This is a genomic window from Mucilaginibacter terrae (assembly GCF_031951985.1).
Lineage (GTDB): Bacteria > Bacteroidota > Bacteroidia > Sphingobacteriales > Sphingobacteriaceae > Mucilaginibacter > Mucilaginibacter terrae_A.
Map to the genome: position 1 here is coordinate 3,797,721 of NZ_JAVLVU010000001.1, position 18,126 is coordinate 3,815,846.

Annotated in this window: 19 protein-coding genes; 6 read left to right on the forward strand and 13 right to left on the reverse strand. The window is 43.6% G+C overall.

The genetic code is table 11. The features are described 5' to 3' along the window. The 3 genes from QE417_RS16195 to QE417_RS16205 form a co-directional block, all read right to left on the reverse strand. Entirely contained in the window at positions 1–1,224 is a 1,224-nt protein-coding gene (locus tag QE417_RS16195; RefSeq protein ID WP_311951508.1) for a hypothetical protein, read from the reverse strand. 205 nt (positions 1,225–1,429) lie between these two features. Then, entirely contained in the window at positions 1,430–2,155 is a 726-nt protein-coding gene (locus QE417_RS16200) for a YebC/PmpR family DNA-binding transcriptional regulator (RefSeq protein WP_311951509.1), read from the reverse strand. Between the two features lie 137 nt (positions 2,156–2,292). Next, positions 2,293–3,249 carry an NAD-dependent epimerase/dehydratase family protein gene (locus QE417_RS16205; protein WP_311951510.1) on the reverse strand — a complete coding sequence of 319 codons (957 nt, stop codon included), beginning with the start codon at positions 3,247–3,249 and terminating at the stop codon, positions 2,293–2,295. A gap of 284 nt (positions 3,250–3,533) precedes the next feature. Here QE417_RS16205 and QE417_RS16210 point away from each other — a divergent pair, with 284 nt between their 5' ends. Beyond that, positions 3,534–4,541 carry an aspartate-semialdehyde dehydrogenase gene (locus QE417_RS16210; RefSeq protein ID WP_311951511.1) on the forward strand — a complete coding sequence of 336 codons (1,008 nt, stop codon included), beginning with the start codon at positions 3,534–3,536 and terminating at the stop codon, positions 4,539–4,541. Positions 4,542–4,630: 89 nt separating this feature from the next. Further along, complete coding sequence (locus QE417_RS16215) at positions 4,631–5,395, forward strand: hypothetical protein (RefSeq protein ID WP_311951512.1); 765 nt, start codon at positions 4,631–4,633, stop codon at positions 5,393–5,395. Here the strand turns inward: QE417_RS16215 and QE417_RS16220 are convergent, their stop codons facing one another. Next, positions 5,396–6,613, reverse strand: coding sequence for a glycosyltransferase family 87 protein (locus QE417_RS16220; RefSeq protein ID WP_311951513.1), 1,218 nt, complete (start codon positions 6,611–6,613; stop codon positions 5,396–5,398). A gap of 110 nt (positions 6,614–6,723) precedes the next feature. Here QE417_RS16220 and QE417_RS16225 point away from each other — a divergent pair, with 110 nt between their 5' ends. From QE417_RS16225 to QE417_RS16235, 3 genes are all read left to right on the forward strand, one after another. Continuing rightward, complete coding sequence (locus tag QE417_RS16225) at positions 6,724–7,617, forward strand: LysR family transcriptional regulator (protein ID WP_311951514.1); 894 nt, start codon at positions 6,724–6,726, stop codon at positions 7,615–7,617. A gap of 75 nt (positions 7,618–7,692) precedes the next feature. Further along, the gene (locus tag QE417_RS16230; protein WP_311951515.1) at positions 7,693–8,250 is read left to right on the forward strand and encodes a type 1 glutamine amidotransferase domain-containing protein; all 558 of its coding nucleotides are present in this window, start codon (positions 7,693–7,695) and stop codon (positions 8,248–8,250) included. A gap of 98 nt (positions 8,251–8,348) precedes the next feature. Beyond that, positions 8,349–8,843, forward strand: a complete 495-nt coding sequence (locus QE417_RS16235) for a GNAT family N-acetyltransferase (RefSeq protein ID WP_311951516.1) — start codon at positions 8,349–8,351, stop codon at positions 8,841–8,843. Here QE417_RS16235 and QE417_RS16240 read toward each other — a convergent pair. The 3 genes from QE417_RS16240 to QE417_RS16250 all read right to left on the reverse strand — a co-directional run bounded on the left by QE417_RS16240 (position 8,840) and on the right by QE417_RS16250 (position 12,609). Then, positions 8,840–9,352: a GNAT family N-acetyltransferase gene (locus tag QE417_RS16240; protein ID WP_311951517.1), complete on the reverse strand. Its 513-nt coding sequence runs from the start codon at positions 9,350–9,352 to the stop codon at positions 8,840–8,842. The genes QE417_RS16235 and QE417_RS16240 overlap by 4 nt on opposite strands. A gap of 82 nt (positions 9,353–9,434) precedes the next feature. Further along, entirely contained in the window at positions 9,435–10,742 is a 1,308-nt protein-coding gene (locus QE417_RS16245) for a M20/M25/M40 family metallo-hydrolase (RefSeq protein WP_311951518.1), read from the reverse strand. A gap of 1 nt (position 10,743) precedes the next feature. Further along, entirely contained in the window at positions 10,744–12,609 is a 1,866-nt protein-coding gene (locus QE417_RS16250; RefSeq protein ID WP_311951519.1) for a M61 family metallopeptidase, read from the reverse strand. 259 nt (positions 12,610–12,868) lie between these two features. Between QE417_RS16250 and QE417_RS16255 the strand changes: the two genes are divergently transcribed. Next, entirely contained in the window at positions 12,869–13,198 is a 330-nt protein-coding gene (locus tag QE417_RS16255; RefSeq protein WP_311951520.1) for a putative quinol monooxygenase, read from the forward strand. Between the two features lie 23 nt (positions 13,199–13,221). On the opposite strand, the gene hemH is transcribed toward QE417_RS16255, so the two are convergent. From hemH to QE417_RS16285, 6 genes are all read right to left on the reverse strand, one after another. Further along, complete coding sequence (gene hemH, locus QE417_RS16260) at positions 13,222–14,235, reverse strand: ferrochelatase (RefSeq protein WP_311951521.1); 1,014 nt, start codon at positions 14,233–14,235, stop codon at positions 13,222–13,224. 108 nt (positions 14,236–14,343) lie between these two features. Then, positions 14,344–14,568 carry a DUF4287 domain-containing protein gene (locus tag QE417_RS16265; protein ID WP_311951522.1) on the reverse strand — a complete coding sequence of 75 codons (225 nt, stop codon included), beginning with the start codon at positions 14,566–14,568 and terminating at the stop codon, positions 14,344–14,346. Between the two features lie 84 nt (positions 14,569–14,652). Then, entirely contained in the window at positions 14,653–15,360 is a 708-nt protein-coding gene (locus QE417_RS16270; RefSeq protein ID WP_311951523.1) for a fatty acid desaturase, read from the reverse strand. 52 nt (positions 15,361–15,412) lie between these two features. Further along, positions 15,413–16,264 carry a 4-hydroxy-3-methylbut-2-enyl diphosphate reductase gene (locus QE417_RS16275; protein WP_311951524.1) on the reverse strand — a complete coding sequence of 284 codons (852 nt, stop codon included), beginning with the start codon at positions 16,262–16,264 and terminating at the stop codon, positions 15,413–15,415. 143 nt (positions 16,265–16,407) lie between these two features. Next, a complete protein-coding gene (locus QE417_RS16280) occupies positions 16,408–17,058 on the reverse strand; it encodes a carotenoid biosynthesis protein (RefSeq protein WP_311951525.1) in 651 nt (216 codons plus the stop codon). After that, positions 17,037–18,125 carry a glycosyltransferase gene (locus tag QE417_RS16285; RefSeq protein ID WP_311951526.1) on the reverse strand — a complete coding sequence of 363 codons (1,089 nt, stop codon included), beginning with the start codon at positions 18,123–18,125 and terminating at the stop codon, positions 17,037–17,039. The genes QE417_RS16280 and QE417_RS16285 overlap by 22 nt, the downstream gene beginning before the upstream one ends. Position 18,126 lies beyond the last annotated feature (1 nt).

The window sequence follows — 18,126 nt, forward strand, 5'->3', positions numbered from 1 at the left end:
CTACTCGCTTTCGCTTTCGGTAGGTGGTTTAGGCTTTATCATGCCTGGAGTAAACCGTGGCTTATAAGGCTGTTTGACTGCCGGAGCTTCAGGCTTTGGTTCTTCCTTTGGTTCATCAGCAACAGGCTCATCCGCTTTTAATTCAGATTTTGCAACAACTTCCTCAGCTGGTTTAGTAGTGGTTACACCAGCCTTAAACCTCGGTTTAAAACCTAATTTGGGTGCCTCCGAAACAGCGGGTTGTGCAGCCGGAATTTCTTCTGTAGGTTTCTCTTCCGCTTTTTCTTCAACAGCTTTAGTTTCCGGCTGTTCTAAAGGAGCAGCTTCTTCCGTTGATTTGATAGTAGTTACGCCAGCTTTAAACCTTGGTTTAAAACCCAATTTTGGCGCAGCAGGTGTATCGTTGGTTTCGGTCGATGGTGTTTCAGTAATATTATCCGCTGCCTCTGTTGGTTTAGCCTCTGCTTTTGTTTCTAAAGAAACAGGTGCTTCTTCGGCAGGTTTACTGGTAGTAACCCCTGCTTTAAATCGTGGTTTGAAACCCAATTTAGCTGGCTGCTCTGTCGGTTCTGCTGGTGTTTCAAAAGGCTCTGTTTTAGAGTCTTCCTGCGCAACGTTATCCTCAACAGGTTTATTAGAAGTAACCCCTGCTTTGAAACGCGGCTTAAATCCTAATTGGGCAGGTTGTTTTGCGTTTTCTGATGCCGTTTCGTTTGGCGCTGTTTTAGGCTCTTCGGGTGCTGTGTTTTCAGTTGCAGGCTTCGGAGTTGTACCGGCCTTGAAGCGCGGTTTAAAACCAATTTTTGCAGGTGTATCAGCGGCAGGCGTTTCAGGGTTATCTGTACTTGCTGCGGGTGCTTGCGCCTCATTAACCGGTTCAGCAGTTTTTTCGGCAGCTGGGGCTGGTATGGTTGTAGTGCCTGCTTTAAACTTAGGCTTGAAACCTAATTTAGGAGCCCCTGTTTGTGGAGTAGGTTCGGTTAAAGCTTCGGCAACGGTTTGTTCGGCAAGCTGATTTTCAATATGTACTTTATCAATCTTAGCCTCTGCAGGTAGCGGATACTCGTGCCTCAACCGGTTAAACCAGTATTTTTTGGTATGATCGAAACTCTTTTCGCCCATCTGTGCGTAGTGCTCTTTAAATTCCAAAAATAGCTCGGGCTGCCCTTTTTCGAGGGTAGTGAGATTTATTTTCTTCTTTTTAAAAAACTCTTCGAATAACATAGGGTGATTTCGGAATTCGGATGTTCGATTTCGGATTTGGTTTTGTATACGTCATTGCGAGGTACGAAGCAATCTCTGAACTTTACCGGCATAGCTGATATGCTTGCGCAGAGATTGCTTCGTACCTCGCAATGACGAGTTGGGGCTATTGGGGAGAAGTTAAGTAAAGTCTCGATTCTATACTCTTGATTCTTGACTCTATACCTTACTCTGCCATATTATGGTAAACCGCCTGCACGTCGTCGTCCTCTTCCAATTTGTCAATTAGCTTCAGTACATCTGCAGCGGCTTCTTCGCTAATTTCGGTGGTTGATAATGAAATACGCTCCAGCTTGGCCGATTTTAGCTCGATGCCCAGCGCTTCTAAAGTTTTCTGCATTTTGCCAAAGTCTTCGTAAGCAGCGTGTATAACGGCAACGTCTTTGCCCTCTTCGTCGGTTTCAACAAAAAGTTCTTCAAGGCCTGCGTCTATCAGTTCAAACTCCAACTCTTCTAAATCGCGTTCTCCCGGGTCGAAACGGAAAACAGATTTACGGCTGAAAATAAAATCCAGCGAACCTGTTTTGCCTAACGTGCCGCCAACTTTGGTAAAGTAGCTGCGTACATTGGCCACGGTACGGTTGGTGTTATCGGTTGCGGTTTCAACCAGTACGGCTACGCCATGAGGGGCATAACCTTCGTATACTAATTCTTCGTAATCTTTTTCGTCTTTGCTCGATGCGCGTTTAATAGCAGCCTCAACACGGTCTTTAGGCATGTTTACCGCTTTGGCGTTTTGCATGGCGGTACGCAGGCGCGAGTTGCTTTCAGGATTAGGACCGCCATCTTTAACAGCCATCACAATCTCTTTACCTAAACGGGTAAACTGAACGGCCATTTTGGCCCAACGCTTAAATTTTCTTTCTTTACGAAACTCAAATGCTCTTCCCATTTTTATAGCGAATAGTTGCTTGTTATATATTTATTCCAGGTTGTCATTTCGAACGGAGAGAGTAATCTTATACAACGTTATATACAACTTGTACAGGATTTCTCGTTGTCACTCTAAATAACAGTTAGGAAATCAGACTACAAAACTAAACTATTCTTTAAATTTTTCAGCATTTCGCTGGTAAGGCGTTCAATATCATATTCAGGTTTCCAGTCCCAGTCGGTTTGAGCAGAGGTGTCGTCGATAGATTGCGGCCAGCTATCGGCAATAGCCTGGCGCGGGTCGTTATCGGTATAAGAGAGTGTGAATTCTGGTATATGTTGCTTTATTTGTGCGGCAAGGGCCTCGGGTGTAAAGCTGATGCCGCCTAAATTGTAGCTCGAGCGTATGGTAAGGCGTTCGGCCGGCGCATCCATCAGGCTTAATGTAGCGCGAATGGCATCATCCATATACATCATAGGCAAGGCCGTATTGGCTGATAAAAAGCTTTGATAGGTGCCGCTTTGCAGGGCTTCATGGAAAATATGCACAGCATAATCGGTAGTGCCACCACCCGGGTTGGTTTTCCAGCTGATGAGGCCCGGATAGCGTATGCTGCGCACATCAAGCCCGTATTTGGCATGGTAGTACTCGCACCAGCGTTCGCCGGCCAGTTTACTGAAACCGTAAACAGTGTTCGGGTCCATTACGCAGTATTGAGGCGTATTTTGTTTTGGTGAGTGCGGGCCAAACACTGCAATAGAGCTTGGCCAAAATACTCGCTTCACCCCAAACTCAACAGCCAGATCGAGCACGTGGATAAGGCCGTTCATGTTTAAATCCCACGCCAGTTTTGGTTTTTGCTCGCCCACGGCAGATAGTATGGCCGCCAGCAGGTAAACCTGTGTTGGGCGGTGCTGTTCAAATATATGTTGCAGATTGTCCTTATCAAGCACGTTGGCAATTTCGAAAGGGCCACCGTTGCGTATGGCATCAACCGGCGCATTTATATCAGAGGCAATAACATGATCTGCGCCATGTTTTTTGCGTAAGGCTAAAACCAGTTCGCTACCAATTTGTCCGTTAGCGCCAATAACCAATACTTTCTCGCTCATTGCCATATAATATTTGGGTGTACGCAAATTTACAAAAATGTACGTAAATGTGTTTGATATACAGGTTTAAAAGTGATGTTGTTTTGAATATTGTACCGATGTTTTTACAGTTAATGTAATTAAAGAAAAATTGATGCCAAATAATATTTTGTATTAAAGATGAAATTTATCAATGCACATCATCTCAAAAACCTTATAAATAAAGCGTTTAAGGCTTTTATTGTTTAAAAAACCATACATTTGAAAATTAACATTTTATTAATTACATAATTTATTCGAGACAAATGAAAGTCGCAGTAGTAGGTGCTACCGGTTTGGTAGGCACTAAAATGTTGCAGATTCTTGAAGAACGCAACTTTCCGGTAACAGAATTGATCCCAGTGGCATCCGCAAAAAGTGTAGGTAAAGAAGTTATCTATAAGGGTAAGCCATATAAGGTGGTAGCTGTTGAGGATGCGATAAAGCAGAAGCCCGATATTGCCTTGTTTTCGGCGGGCGGAAGTACTTCATTAGAGCAGGCTCCTTTATTTGCCGAAGCGGGTATTACCGTTATCGATAATTCATCGGCCTGGCGCATGGACCCAACTAAAAAACTGGTTGTGCCCGAGGTTAACGCCGATGTATTAACTGCCGAAGATAAAATTATTGCCAACCCTAACTGCTCAACCATACAAATGGTAGTGGCCTTAAAGCCACTGCACGATAAATATAAAATTAAACGTGTAGTGGTGTCAACCTACCAATCGGTAACCGGAACTGGAGTTAAGGCTGTGGATCAGCTGTTTAACGAGCGTAAAGGCATCGAAGGCCCAATGGCTTACCCCTATCAAATTGACCTGAACGTATTGCCGCACATCGACGTGTTTACTGAGAATGGCTACACCAAGGAAGAGATGAAAATGATCAAAGAAACCAAAAAGATCATGGGCGACGACAGCATCCGAGTAACGGCAACAACCGTGCGTATCCCGGTTATGGGCGGTCACTCTGAGTCGGTTAATATTGAGTTTGAGAAAGATTTTGATTTGGACGAATTACGTACCCTGCTGAGCGAATCTCCGGGCATTATAGTGGTTGACGATGTGGCCAACCTGAAATACCCAATGCCTTTAGACGCTCATGAAAAAGATGATGTATTTGTAGGTCGTTTACGCCGCGATGAAACGCAGGAGAACACACTGAATGCATGGATCGTATCAGATAACCTGCGTAAAGGCGCTGCAACCAACGCCGTACAAATTGCCGAGTATTTGGTAGCTAACCATTTGGTTGGTCAGGCTGTAGAAGCGTAACTCGCCCCCTAACCCCCTGGAGGGGGAACAGGAGAATATATTGAAGGGATAGTCTTTTGGGCTATCCCTTTTTTGTTGATATTGTGTGTATGAAAAAATGCTTTTTTTTAGTCCAGTTTATGCTTGTGGCCGGTGGTTTGTTTGCTCAACCGGAGAGGATAAAACTGGAGCAGGACATTCAAAAGAAAGTTGACAGAATAAGCTATTGGGCGGAGAGTAATAGTGATACTAAGTATGATTCGCTGGATAAAGCCAATCAAAATTTAAGTAATTATCTCTTAACTGTGACAAAAAGCATCCCGGCAAGTTTGGGATGGAAGTTTAATATAAAGCAATTAACCACTGCCACATCGCCCGATGGTTTGCTGCGAATATATTCGTGGGATACATGGACAGGCGGAACAATGCATTACTTTCAAAATGTTGTGCAATATAGGGTTGGTAATAAAGTAAATTCGACGGGAATTGAAGATAAGGATGGAGACGGCGATGCCGGTTATTACTACGAGAATATCTATTTATTAAAAAAGGGAGATAAAAGCTATTACCTTGTCAATTATAAAGGTATCTATTCATCCAAAGATATTAGTGAAGGCCTGCGTGTATTCAACTTTCAGAATGGGCAATTGCTTGCCAATACTAAGCTAATTAAAACCTTAAGCGGTTTACATAACAGTATTGAATACTCGTATGATTTTTTTTCGATTGTTGATTGGAAAGTAAGGCCATCTATTTTATATGATAGTGTAAAAAAGGAAATCAAAATTCCATTGGTAGATGAAAGTGGGAGGGTAACCAAGCGCTTTATAACTTATAAATTTACCGGCCAATATTTTGAAAAGGTTAAGAGCTAATTATTCTTTAACTAACACCTCTTCTTTTTTCCTAAATATCAATATCGCAAACGTCACAAATACCATTAACAAAGTAACAAAGCTATAGTGCTTTAAAATATCGGTTAGGGTTTGCCCTATGGCATTTTTGGTAATGAGGTTGGTGAGCATACCCAGTAAGCAGGTAACCACAAGCAGTGCGGTTCGTTTTTGCTTTATGAGGATGAAGCAGAGGTAAGTATAAATAAACCCGGTGCACACATGATGATGTGCCCAAACCCGGCCGGGCAGCAGGAGCGTAACCATAAAAATGAGGCAAACATCGGTAGCCGAAAAATTTTCAAAGCCTTTTATATACCTGTCATAAGCAAACTTTGCTAAGAGGGCTAACATGCTTGTAGCCTGAAAGATAATTATGATAAGTTTTAATGCCGATGCCGATAAATGAAAAATGGGTGCGATCCCAACTTCGGCATTACCGGTGTTCATTTTATTAAGTAAGGCTGGTATGCCCAGGCTAATAATGTTTTCGTCAATTTTTCCTTTGCTAAATGGGGCTACAAATGCTTCGTAATAATCTTTCCAATCGTTAATGCCGGTGGGTAAACCGCGCAGTATGGCGGGTATAATGATGAATGGCAGTGCGGTAAGTACAATTTTAGGCCAGTGTTTAGGTCCGCGTTTAATGGCTACAAAAATAAGGAACAATACCGGGGTGATCTTAAAAAAAGTTCCGGCCATAAAAAATACATAGCTCCAGCCGTATTGCTTCCGCTGGTAGTATAACACGCCTAAAAGGGTAAGGCAAAGTACCGGCAGGTTAGAGTTCATCCATATAAAGTTATGCCAGTAAAAACCTGCCGATAAGGCAACCGAAATAACAAGCGGCCATTTAAGATCTTCATGAGGGTAATAAGCCCTCATTATTCTGCGAATGAGCACGAAAGAGGCTATCCATAAGCCATAGTTCACCAAAAAAGTAAATAGGAATGCCGACACATGAAATGGCAAGAACGAGAACAAGCTGAAAAACAATGCTGCAAAAGGAGGGTAGGTAAAGCCACCATCAACTAAACCCGGCGTGTAAAGTTTTTCGCCGCTGAGGTAGTGCTTGCCGGTTTCCCAGTAAATGTAATAGTCGCCATTAACATCGGCACGCATGCCACGCCCGTACGATATAATGGCGAATGCAATGGTAATAATGATGAATATAGCGAGGTAGAGTTTATTGTTGCGCATGTGAGTGTGCCGGGCAGATTTGACAGCGCAATTTACATATTTGAATTTTTGGAGATAGTTAAAGATATGTTATTGTCACTCATCACATAAAAAAGTTACTTTTGAGCGGTATGATCTCCTTTGCGCACCGTGTTTTTTTAGAAGTTGCTGCCAACCTGAGTTTTTCAAAGGCGGCACAGGTGCTGTTTATTACACAGCCTGCTATAAGCAAACACGTAAAAGCGTTGGAAGATCAGTATAAACTCCCGCTTTTTGAACGCAAAGGCAACAGTATTATGCTCACCGAGGCCGGTACCAAACTAAACGAATACCTGCTGCAAGCTACCGAAATTGAACGCAAAGCCGAGTACGATATGGCCTTGCTAAGCAATCAATCGTACGCTGCGGGGCATTTGCGTTTGGGGGCAAGCACCACTATAGCGCTGTATATTTTACCACCAATTTTGTCGGGATTTCAGCATAAATATGCCAATGTGGGTGTGCAGTTGGTTAACCGTAACTCCGAGTATATTTTAAATGCCCTGCTCAACCACGAGGTTGATATTGGCATTATTGAGGTTGATAATAAACTCACCAATGTATCGTACCAATCATTTATGACCGATGAAGTTATACCCGTATGTTCGGCTAAAAGTGCGTTGGCGGGTAAATCGCTTAGCTTAAAGCAATTGGTTAAAACACCACTGGCGCTGCGCGAGCGCGGCTCTGGTACGCTTAACGCGCTGCTCAAATCACTGGCCGACCATCATATTAAACCGGCCGATCTGTCTGTAAAAATACGCTTGGGCGGCACCGAGGCACTCAAAAATTTCCTCCTGGCCGATCAATGCCTTGGCTTTATGCCGCGCCCATCCATTAAGCGCGAACTGGCCGAAGGGGATTTGGTGGAAGTGCCGATCGAAGGATTAAAAATTATCCGCAACTTTTATTTCATCCGTCGGAAGGGAACAGAAGACTACGGGCTTACCAGTAATTTTATGAATTATGCGTTGGAACACTATTAATTGAAATTTCTTGAAACTTTAAATATTTAACCGTGTAGTATAAATGGAATTCAACTAATAAAGAATTATACTATTATGGCAAATTTAAATAACCGTAAGGTAGCTATCCTTACCGAAGATGGGTTTGAACAAGTGGAACTAACCAGCCCGAAAGAGGCGTTAGAGGCGGCAGGTGCTACGGTGCACGTTATATCGCCTAAAACAGGTACCGTTAAAGCATGGGATAAGGACCATTGGGGTATTGAAGTAAACGTTGATAAACTGTTAACCGATGTAAGCCCCGATGATTATGACGCGCTGGTATTACCAGGCGGCGTGCTTAACCCTGACAAACTACGCCAGAATAAAGATGCAGTCGCGTTTGTATCGGCATTTTTAGATGAAGGCAAGCCGCTGGCCGCTATATGCCACGGCCCGCAAATGCTGATCGAAACTGGTATGCTTAAAGGTCGTAAGTTAACCTCGTACCCATCATTACAAACCGATTTAAAAAATGCCGGTGCCGAATGGGTAGATGAGCAGGTTGTTACCGACAATGGATTGGTAACCAGCCGTACGCCCGACGATTTGGAAGCTTTTAACAAAAAGACCATTGAAGAAATTGGTGAAGGGGTGCATGAACCCCATGCATAAAGCATAATAAGCCAAAAAATAAAGCCATCTTACGCACGTTATCGTAAGGTGGCTTTGTTGTTTAACAGTCAAATACTTATTAATTTTTAATAACTTATATGCTTAATATCCGACCTGCTACTTTAGCCGATGCCGATCATATTGTTAAAATTGCCCATCAAACCTGGTGGCCTACTTACCGGTCAATTTTATCAACCGAGCAAATCACTTATATGCTGGATACGATGTACGTATCAGATAAAATTGCCGACCAAATGGACAAAGGCGAGCAATTATACCTTATACTGGAAGAAGAAGGAATTCCGGTGGCATTTGCTTCATACTCGCCACGAACTGAGGATGAGAATATTTATAAACTGCACAAGCTTTACTGCCACCCATCAACCCAGGGAAAAGGCCATGGCCGTAAACTGGTTGAAGCTGTAATGGAAGCTGCCCGTAAAGCCGGTAAAAGTGCTTTAGACCTTAACGTAAACCGGAACAACAATGCCAAAAGCTTTTACGAAAAAATGGGCTTTACCGTGTTACACGATGAAGATATTGCTATTGGACCGTACTGGATGAACGACCATGTGATGCGTATTGCGCTTTAGCTTTCGGCGTCTTTAATAAACATCATCAGTTCATGCCCATCTGCCCATATGTTTTTATCATAAGTGAAGCCAAGTTTATTAAGTAGTTTGATTGAACGCTGATTTTGAATGTTGGTAATAGCGGCAAGCGTTTGTTGGTTAAGCTGGTTAAAAGAATATTCGACAGTAGCTGCAGCAGCTTCGTAGGCATAACCATTGCCTTCATATTGGGGCAGTAGGGCATACCCAATATCTAAATGTGCTAAATATTCACGTTTTAATAAACCGCACATACCTATGGGTTCTCCTGAACCGCGCAGCTCAACCATATACAGGCCAAACCCATTTACGGCATAGTTCATCAGCGGAACCTTAACCAGGTAGGTTTGCGCATCGGCAATAGAAGTTAAGCCCCGGTCGCCTATATATTGTTTCCAGGTAGAGGTATTAAGTAACTCCAGTATAAAAGGCGCATCAGTTATATTGAACTTGCGCAGTACCAGTCTTTCGGTTTCGAGAATGATGGACATTTAGTATTATAACGGCTTAACACAAACGTAAATAAAAAAACCACAGGCAGTACCTGTGGTTTTCAAATGCTTTAACTATTTCTTAGCGTTCTTCCAGTTTGGGTATACGGGCTGGCGTGTCTTTACCGGCTACAATACTGCGCGAGCTTAGTGCAATGGCGCGTATGGTTGCAGTTATGTTAGCTACATCCAGCGAACTATATTCATCTTTTACGCTATGGTAAAGTTTATCGGTATCAATCTGATCGGTTGATATGGTATGCGCCGGTACACCTAAGCGGGCAAGGGTAGCATTGTCGCTGCGGTAAAACAGGTTTTGTTCAGGGTATGGGTCTGGGTGAAAAGTAAAGGCTGTACCCTGTAAATTGCTTTGCAGTATCTTACCAAAATCCGAACGCTCATAACCCGTAATAAAGGCGGTGTTTTTGCCAAATTTCGATTCCTTGCCTATCATCTCGATGTTAAACATGGCTACCACTTTTTCGGGCGGTAATTGTTTAGAAAAATAACGGGCACCGTAGCCGCCAATTTCTTCGGCAGTAAATGCTACAAATATTAAAGTGCGCTCATTGTTATTTAGTTTTTTATAATACTTGGCCAGGCTAATCATGGCTGTGGTTCCCGATGCGTCATCATCGGCACCGTTGGCAATGCTATCGCCCTGCATGGCGGGCTGAATGCCTAAATGGTCATAATGACCCGAGAATACCACGTACTCATCCTTTTTGCTTTTACCCGGAATCATGCCCGCAACGTTAAATATGGGCGGGTTTTCAGTTTTATCTTTAAAGCTAACTTCAAAAGTTTTAACACCTTCATAACTGCCCAGTACCATTACCACTTGCTGCGGATTATCGGTTGGTTGTGGTTCAGTGGTTATTACGCCGCTGTTAATGTAATTATGTAAGCGTGTATAAAAGGCTTTAAACTTAGGATCAACGATTATTAAGGTCTTTTTCCCGCTGCGCATGTATTTGCGGTATTCGGTTTGAAAGTTTTGGTCGGCACTAATTTTAATGATCTGCACATCTTCATTCGTGTTCCAGGTAAATGCTTTTCCGGCAGCTATGGTAACATTTTCGGCCGGTACGGCCTGCCCATCAAGCTTTACCAGGGTTTCAACCGGAACAGTGCGGTAAACTTTAAAGTTTTGACGGAAGCCGGTGGCTCCGGTTAACGGTTGTAAACCTGCTTGTTTAAATTCACCCTCAATAAAGGTGGCGGCTTTGTCAATGCCGGGTGTAAAAGTGCCGCGTCCCTGCATATCATCGGCGCTAAGGGTTTTAATTAAACGCTCTACATCTTTTTCGTTAATTAACTTGTTTACATCCTGGGCAAAACCGCCCAGGCTTACGGCCATAAAGGCTAATGCTATACTGTATTTCTTCATATTATTTTACTTTAGAATTTAATAATCCATTGCGAAACTGGATTTGCGCGGCCGATGGTTCTTTACCCGCAGCTTCGTAAGTCACCACCTCCAAAGCCGGGTTCTCTTCGAGTGTTACCGTGGTTTCATGGTTGCCGGTGCGGTTTTTATAAGCAATGGTAATCTTATCGCCAGGCTTTTTGGTATTTAGTGCCTCTATCAGGCTTTGGCCGCTGGCCTGTATGGCATTGCCGTCCACGCTTAATAAAACATCGCCGGCGTCTAATCCTGCTTTATAAAAGGGGGTGTTCATGGCCAGGCTTGTGCCAATCAGTAACCCAGTATTATCAACACCAACCGACTGGCCTGAACGGCCACGACCACCCGCGCCCCCAAGAGCGCCGGCCCAGGCTTTACCCGGTTGGGCTTTGCGCAAAATTAAACCGGCATAATCCAATAACTTAGCGTAATCATTTTTTTCGAAACCGTTAATGTAGCGTTTAAAAAAGTCGGCAGCAAAGGCGGCGTCTTTAGTAAAAGCGGCCAAAATGTTTTGCAGATCGGCAATGGTGTAGGGCTTTTCGGTTTTGCCATGGGCCAGCCATACCGCACGCATATAATCATCAAGGGTTAATTTAAACTGGCTGCGTAAACGTAAATCAAGCGCCAGGGCAGTAGCGCCGCCATAAGTATAATAACTGGTAAATACGTTGGCATTGTTGTTTTGATCAACCGATACACCGGCATCGGCAAATACCGCATAACGGCTCATTTGCGCTGGCGAGTAATGATTGGCTGCCGGTGAATTTAAAACAGTGTTGATCAAACCGGCCATAGTGCGGTTATAATCAGCAGGCGAAACAAAACCGGCGCGTTCTAAAATTAAGCCGCCGTAGTATTGTGTAAAGCCTTCGGCAAACCAAAGCTCGTTACTCATGTTGGCGTGCTCAAAGTTAAACGGCTCCAAAGTTTTTGGCCGAATACGCTCTACGTTCCAGCTATGAAAATATTCGTGCGAAAAAGTGCCTAATAAACGGGCCTCGTTACCGGCAATTTTAGGCGTGCTTTGTACAATGCTGGTGGAGTTACGGTGTTCCATACCGTCGCCCGCGTTGGTAGATGCCACATCGTGTAAAAACACGTAGTTTCCGTAATCGTAAGCAGGCAGTTCTCCAAAAACGGCCTGGGCCTCAATGGTTGCCTTTTTTACCATTTGCCCAAAGGCATCAATGGTAGCCTGGTCGTCATCGCTGTGCGAGGTAAGGTGTACGGCTTGTTTTTTGCCATCGGGATTGCTTATATCCCAGCTATATATTTTGTACGGAGCCAGTGAAATAGGGCTATCCATCATGTACTGCAAATCGCGGGCATAATAGGTGCCACCAGCTTCAGGTTTAAGTTGTGTGGCAACTTTCCAGCCATACTTGTCAAGGTTGTTGAATTTAAAACGTGCCGGGCGCTGTTCCATGCCTTTAACCCACATTAAGGTGGCGGGCATATTAAGGTGTGCCGTACTGGCATCAATGCCCACATAAGTGCCATCAACATGATTGCCAAAAAGGGTATAGCTAATAATTACCGTACTACCGTGCTGCGCAATTTCCCAAACATCGCCCTCCACCTGTTTAAGAATTAGTGGCTTGTTGTTTTCGCCTACGGCTTTTACGTTATAAACGTTTTTTCCAAACTCGTGTGTAGCATAACGGCCCGGCGATGAGCGGCTCATTCTAAAACGCATAACACCGGCCGGAACCTGTGGCACTCTCATGCTTATTTCGGCCTCGTGATGTACGGCATTAGGGAATGATAGGGTATAAGAAATTTCGGTTTGAGCAAAAGCGGTAGCCGACAGCAATAAGGCCGCCGCCGACAGATAAAGATTCTTCATTGTATGAGTAGTAGTTTCGGCCTTGAAATTACTGATTTTTATGGTGAATGCAGTATGCTGAGTTGTGAATTGTTACATTGTCCTATACCGTTAGCGTGTACAATTACGTTAATGTTTAAATAATCAAAATGCTTGATGCCGCGGCAGGCAACACTGATACATGAACAAATTGATATTAAATTTAAAAAAAGTAACAGCTTGCAAAGGATTGTTATTTATAACTGCTCTCTTCCATTGTCTTATTTCAGTAAACAGTGTTATGGCACAAAAAAATAAACAAATGGTGAGGCTGGCTAAAATTCAGGTAGATCCATTACAGCTTAAAGCATACAATGCTGCACTAAATGAGCAAATGGCCGCCGCCGTAAGTAAGGAATTGGGAGTGTTAACCTATTATGCCGTTGCTGATAAAAAGAACCCGGCACATATTACCATACTCGAAATATATGCCGACACTGCCGCCTACAAATCACATATTGAAACGCCTCATTTTAAAAAGTATAAGGCAACCGTTCAAAATATGGTTAAAGCACTTGAGTTGGTTGACGTGGATATAATTGGCTCGGCCCGTAAGCCCGACACTCAATAACCAAATAACTCAATAACCACTAACTAAGCACCGCGCACCATACGCTCTAAAGCGTCGATCCATAATGGTGAATCGTTCAGGCTTTCTACCAGTTGTACGTGTTCGCCGCCGGCATGTTTAAACTCCTCATTATATTCAACCGAAACCTCGAAAATGGTTTCTAAACAATCGGCTACAAACGCCGGGCAAAATACCAGTAGTTTTTTTATGCCCTTTTTAGCCAGTTGATCAATTACCTCGCTGGTATAAGGCTGCATCCATGGGTCGCGGCCCAGGCGAGATTGAAACGTAAGGGTGTATTTTTCTTTGGGAATATTCAACCGCTCGGCAATTAAACGGGCAGTAGCGTGGCATTGTGCGCTGTAACAAAAACGGTTTGCACCAGTAATGGTATCGCAGCAGTTAGCCACTTTAAGGCAGTGTTTGCCGGTTTCGTCGGCCTTGATCATTTGCCTTTGCGGCAAGCCGTGAAAACTGAATAGTATGTGGTCGTACTCTTCGGGCTTGTGCTTGGCCCCGTTTTGGGCATAGGCCTCGATGATCAGATCATCATCGTAAAAGGAATTAACGAAGCTCATGGACGGTATGGTTTGCCACTTGCTCACAATTTCCATTACTTTTTGATGTACCGATCCGGTAGAAGCCGAAGCATATTGCGGAAACAGTGGAATAACTTGTATAGAGGTTACCTGCGCGGCACGCAACTTAGCCAAAGCCGACTCGATTGACGGGCTTTGGTAACGCATAGCCATTTCAACATGGTATTCGTCGCCCAGGCGTTGTTTTAATAGCTCGGTGGTTTTAACGGTGTAGATCATTAACGGCGATCCTTCTTCGGTCCATATTTCCTGGTATGATTTTGCCGATTTTGGTCCGCGGAAAGGAACAATGATACCTTTAATAAGCATAAAACGGCTAAAGGCATTAATATCAATTACCCGTTCATCCATTAAAAACTCATTCAGGTACTTGCGAACAGCCGGTGTTTGCGGATTATCGGGCGTACCTAAATTTACTAATAAAACTCCTTTTTTCATATACTTATCAGCTCCCTAAAGGGGCGCGTTGAGGGACTGCAAATATCTGATTTATTTTGTCAAACTAAAGCAATACTGATGCCTGAGCCATATAAATGACCAAGATCACTATTGATAAGTTTTATCGCCTTTGAGCAAAGCATAAATAGCCATGGCATGCCCATGTCCCAATTCAAAATCGGCTTTAAGCCAGTTGGTAATTTCGGTAGCTTTTACGCCAGGTTTGATCTTTCCGTTCTCGGTATAGCCTTTTTCTTCGGCCAGCTTTTTAAAATCTTCGGGACCTTTGCCTGTTTTAGCTTCGATATTGTTGAGATATGCTTGAAATGACATAGCTTATTGGATTTTAGTTTGATACAAATAAAGCAAATGAGAGCCATAGCAGGCGGGCGTAATTACGCCAAACATCAGGGTGAATCACGACTTTGTTTTCCATAACATCCACCATGGCGTACCGGGCGAGGCATGGTGCTCATAATGATACCCAAAAAAGTAGCACGACAAGAATGCGAACACATGGTTCTTTTTTTGCGTGGTAGAATGGTATTGATTATCGTGTTCGCCTTTATGTGGCTGATAGGTGCCAAAATAAAATAGCTGTAAAGTACTCAATAAGGATGGCACTACCCAAAACAGGATGAGGTTAGGTTGCGGTATCCATATTTTTAAAACGTTGAACAGCGCCGCCATAAATACTACCTGCCATATCGATAAATAGTTACGGATAAACCTGGAGTACCAGGCCCAGAAACTGCCTTTGTGGTAATCCGGGTCTTCATCAGTATGTACGTGGCTGTGGTGCTTGTGGTGTTTTTTTAATAACGTAGGATACCAAAATGCGGCATATAGAAACGTGGTAATATACCCGGCTGCGTTATTTACAGTTTTATTGGCCGATACCGTGCGATGCATAGCATCGTGTGCGGTAATAAACAAACCGGTATACAAGTGCATTTGCACCAGTATAAAAACATAAAGTAAAGGATTGGCAAAATTTACCTGCCACTGCATAAGCAGGATGGTAGAAAGTGCCCAGAGAGAAATAACCAGCAGCGCTACCCAAGCTCCAGCCCCCCAGCTTCCTACAGGGGAAGTAATTTTAATGTGCGGAGTATTATCTGCCATTTTACAATAACGTAGGTATTGACATAATGTTCCCCCTTAGGGGGTAGGGGGCTTAATATCTTTCCAGTTCGGCTTTAATAAGCTCCATCAACCACATAGGGGTAGAGGTGGCTCCGCTAATGCCTATGGTATCGCCGGGGTTAAACATAGAGGGGCTTAGCTCATCTACCGAAGATACGAAGTAGGTATCGGGGTTATGCTTGCGGCATACCTCAAACAACACTTTACCGTTAGATGATTTTTTGCCCGATACGAATACGATCTTGTTATATCTTTTAGCAAATTCAGGCAAGTCTTTGTCGCGGTTCGATACCTGGCGGCAAATGGTATCGTTAGCCTTTACTTCGTAGCCTTTACCTACCAGGTGATCTTTGATCTGGTAAAATTTATCGGTGCTTTTGGTGGTTTGGCTGTACAGGGTAATTTGCTGCGGAAGCTCCAATGTATCCAGCTCGGTAATATCCTGAAATACCAACGCTTCACCATTGGTTTGCCCTTGCAGACCTATAACTTCGGCATGGCCGTGTTTGCCAAAAATTACGATATTCTCATTAGCATCGTGCGACGTTTTAATGCGGTTCTGCAATTTCAGTACCACCGGGCACGAGGCATCGATCAGGGTAATGTTATGCTCTAATGCCAGCCGGTAAGTTTCGGGAGCTTCGCCGTGGGCGCGGATGAGTACTTTTTCATTGTATAAGTCGGCCAGTTGGGAGTGATCAATAATGCGAAGGCCTTTGGCTTTTAAGCGCTCAACTTCTTCATCGTTATGTACAATATCGCCCAGGCAATAGAGATAGCCATCCTCGGCCAAAATCTCTTCGGCCATGTCAATGGCATACACCACGCCAAAACAAAAGCCCGAATCCTGATCAATCTCAACCTGTAACTGATATGCTCCCATAAATGCAAAATTACGGTAAAAAAAGTTAATGATTATACTACTTGCGTCATTGCGAGGTACGAAGCAATCTCTGCGGATACAAAGCGTACATTGAATGGTTCAGAGATTGCTTCGTACCTCGCAATGACGATCTTTTTTAACTGTCAAGCTAACTGCAATACCCCAAAAAATACAAACTGCACTATCAACAGCACCGGAGCCACAATGGTTTGCGGTTTAAATTTGAACAGTTCGAACACGCTTAAAAACAAGGCACTAACCCCAAACCAGCCCACATAGTTTTTAAGCGGCGGATGTCCATTGGTCCAGCTCCAGTAGTCGAATTTAATAGCAACCGGCTCTATCAGTAAATCGAGCGCAACCAGCACTATTGCCCCTGTTATAATGCGGGCTATGGTGCTTTTTAAACGGCTTCTTTGCATCAGTACACCGGTGGCATAAACCAGCATCAGCCAGTTAACCCCAATCATCAGCGGAATGTCGGCCACTTTAACGCCCAGTGTTTTGCCGTAAGTATAATCGCCAAAAATCCAGTGTTTATGCACGCCTATCCACTCGGCGGTGTACCCTCCTGCAAAAATAAGCAGGGCAAAAAGCCAAAACTTTTCATCGGGCCTGTAATGGTTAATTAATACAACCGCAAGCATAAGCAGCAGGTGAAACGGCACCAACTTTAAAAAGTAAGGCGTTAAGGGCGGCACCAAAAAGCCCACCAGCCCTACCACGTGAAAAAGAATAATGATGATAATGGGTATCCTGGTGTTTTTTAAAACTATACCCTGCGACCTTTCCATGTGGTGTTTTTTGTTAAATGATTTTGAATGGCTAAAATGCCGATGGCCAGCAAACTGGTCATTTGCAAAGGATGCAGCACGGTGTTAAAAAATGCGTTTTGACCAGATGATAGCGATATCATTACGCGGCTCAGCAGTATTAATCCGCACATTAGGGTAATTAAAGGCAAATTAAGCGTTGCTATAACCACCAGCGGACCACCAACTACCAGTAGCAGGTAACATATAAACCCAATGATGCTGTAGTTAAACGGAGCTAAAAAGTTTTTACTGAAACCTTTTATCCCGTCGATATAGTTGGTATACATGCGGCAGCTGATCAACCCGTTTGCCAACAGGCTTTCGCCCAAATACTTTTCGGCTTTTACCAGCTTCATTATTTCCACGTCTTCTACCACGCGGTCTTTAACCAGTTCGTGCCATTGGTTTTGGCGGTACAACTCGGCATGAAACATCATGAACTGACCACTTGCCGCTGCAAAAGCAGGGTTCTTGGTTAAATAAATTAAGCGTATGGGTAACAGGTTAAGCAATAAATAGTGCATAAGCGGCACTACTGTGCGTTCGCCTAAGGTTTGCATTTCCTGGTTGGTAAATAAGCTGAGCAAGGCAAGGTGCTTTGCCTTTACCCGATGAACGGCACTGTTCAATAAATCATCATAAATACGTTCATCAGCATCTAAAAACAATAAAAAACTGCCGCGGGCTTGTTTAGCTAACTGGTAGCAGGCATAATTTTTACCCAGCCATCCCTGAGGTAAAATATTGCCTTTAATTACTTTAAAACGCGGGTGTTGTGCCGCAAAGGCCTGGCAAATGGCAAACGTATTATCGTCCGAATCATCATCAAGCACGATAACCTCATAGTTTGGATAATCCTGATTATGGATAGATTGCAGTAAGGCTAAAATATTGGCTTCTTCGTTACGGGCAGGAATGAGGATAGACACCATTTCTTCCTGCATACGGTTTACCCGCCGCAGTTTAGGGTCAGATATGAAGTTGAACAGGGTTACCACAAAACGCAATACGAGGAAGAAGAAGATTACGGATAGAATGATAGTCACC

Coding starts and splice junctions, on each gene's coding strand:
- QE417_RS16195 (WP_311951508.1), bottom strand. CDS start 1,224: ATGTTATTCGAAGAGTTTTTTAAAAAGAAGAAAATAAATCTCACTACC.
- QE417_RS16200 (WP_311951509.1), bottom strand. CDS start 2,155: ATGGGAAGAGCATTTGAGTTTCGTAAAGAAAGAAAATTTAAGCGTTGG.
- QE417_RS16205 (WP_311951510.1), bottom strand. CDS start 3,249: ATGAGCGAGAAAGTATTGGTTATTGGCGCTAACGGACAAATTGGTAGC.
- QE417_RS16210 (WP_311951511.1), top strand. CDS start 3,534: ATGAAAGTCGCAGTAGTAGGTGCTACCGGTTTGGTAGGCACTAAAATG.
- QE417_RS16215 (WP_311951512.1), top strand. CDS start 4,631: ATGAAAAAATGCTTTTTTTTAGTCCAGTTTATGCTTGTGGCCGGTGGT.
- QE417_RS16220 (WP_311951513.1), bottom strand. CDS start 6,613: ATGCGCAACAATAAACTCTACCTCGCTATATTCATCATTATTACCATT.
- QE417_RS16225 (WP_311951514.1), top strand. CDS start 6,724: ATGATCTCCTTTGCGCACCGTGTTTTTTTAGAAGTTGCTGCCAACCTG.
- QE417_RS16230 (WP_311951515.1), top strand. CDS start 7,693: ATGGCAAATTTAAATAACCGTAAGGTAGCTATCCTTACCGAAGATGGG.
- QE417_RS16235 (WP_311951516.1), top strand. CDS start 8,349: ATGCTTAATATCCGACCTGCTACTTTAGCCGATGCCGATCATATTGTT.
- QE417_RS16240 (WP_311951517.1), bottom strand. CDS start 9,352: ATGTCCATCATTCTCGAAACCGAAAGACTGGTACTGCGCAAGTTCAAT.
- QE417_RS16245 (WP_311951518.1), bottom strand. CDS start 10,742: ATGAAGAAATACAGTATAGCATTAGCCTTTATGGCCGTAAGCCTGGGC.
- QE417_RS16250 (WP_311951519.1), bottom strand. CDS start 12,609: ATGAAGAATCTTTATCTGTCGGCGGCGGCCTTATTGCTGTCGGCTACC.
- QE417_RS16255 (WP_311951520.1), top strand. CDS start 12,869: ATGGCACAAAAAAATAAACAAATGGTGAGGCTGGCTAAAATTCAGGTA.
- hemH (WP_311951521.1), bottom strand. CDS start 14,235: ATGAAAAAAGGAGTTTTATTAGTAAATTTAGGTACGCCCGATAATCCG.
- QE417_RS16265 (WP_311951522.1), bottom strand. CDS start 14,568: ATGTCATTTCAAGCATATCTCAACAATATCGAAGCTAAAACAGGCAAA.
- QE417_RS16270 (WP_311951523.1), bottom strand. CDS start 15,360: ATGGCAGATAATACTCCGCACATTAAAATTACTTCCCCTGTAGGAAGC.
- QE417_RS16275 (WP_311951524.1), bottom strand. CDS start 16,264: ATGGGAGCATATCAGTTACAGGTTGAGATTGATCAGGATTCGGGCTTT.
- QE417_RS16280 (WP_311951525.1), bottom strand. CDS start 17,058: ATGGAAAGGTCGCAGGGTATAGTTTTAAAAAACACCAGGATACCCATT.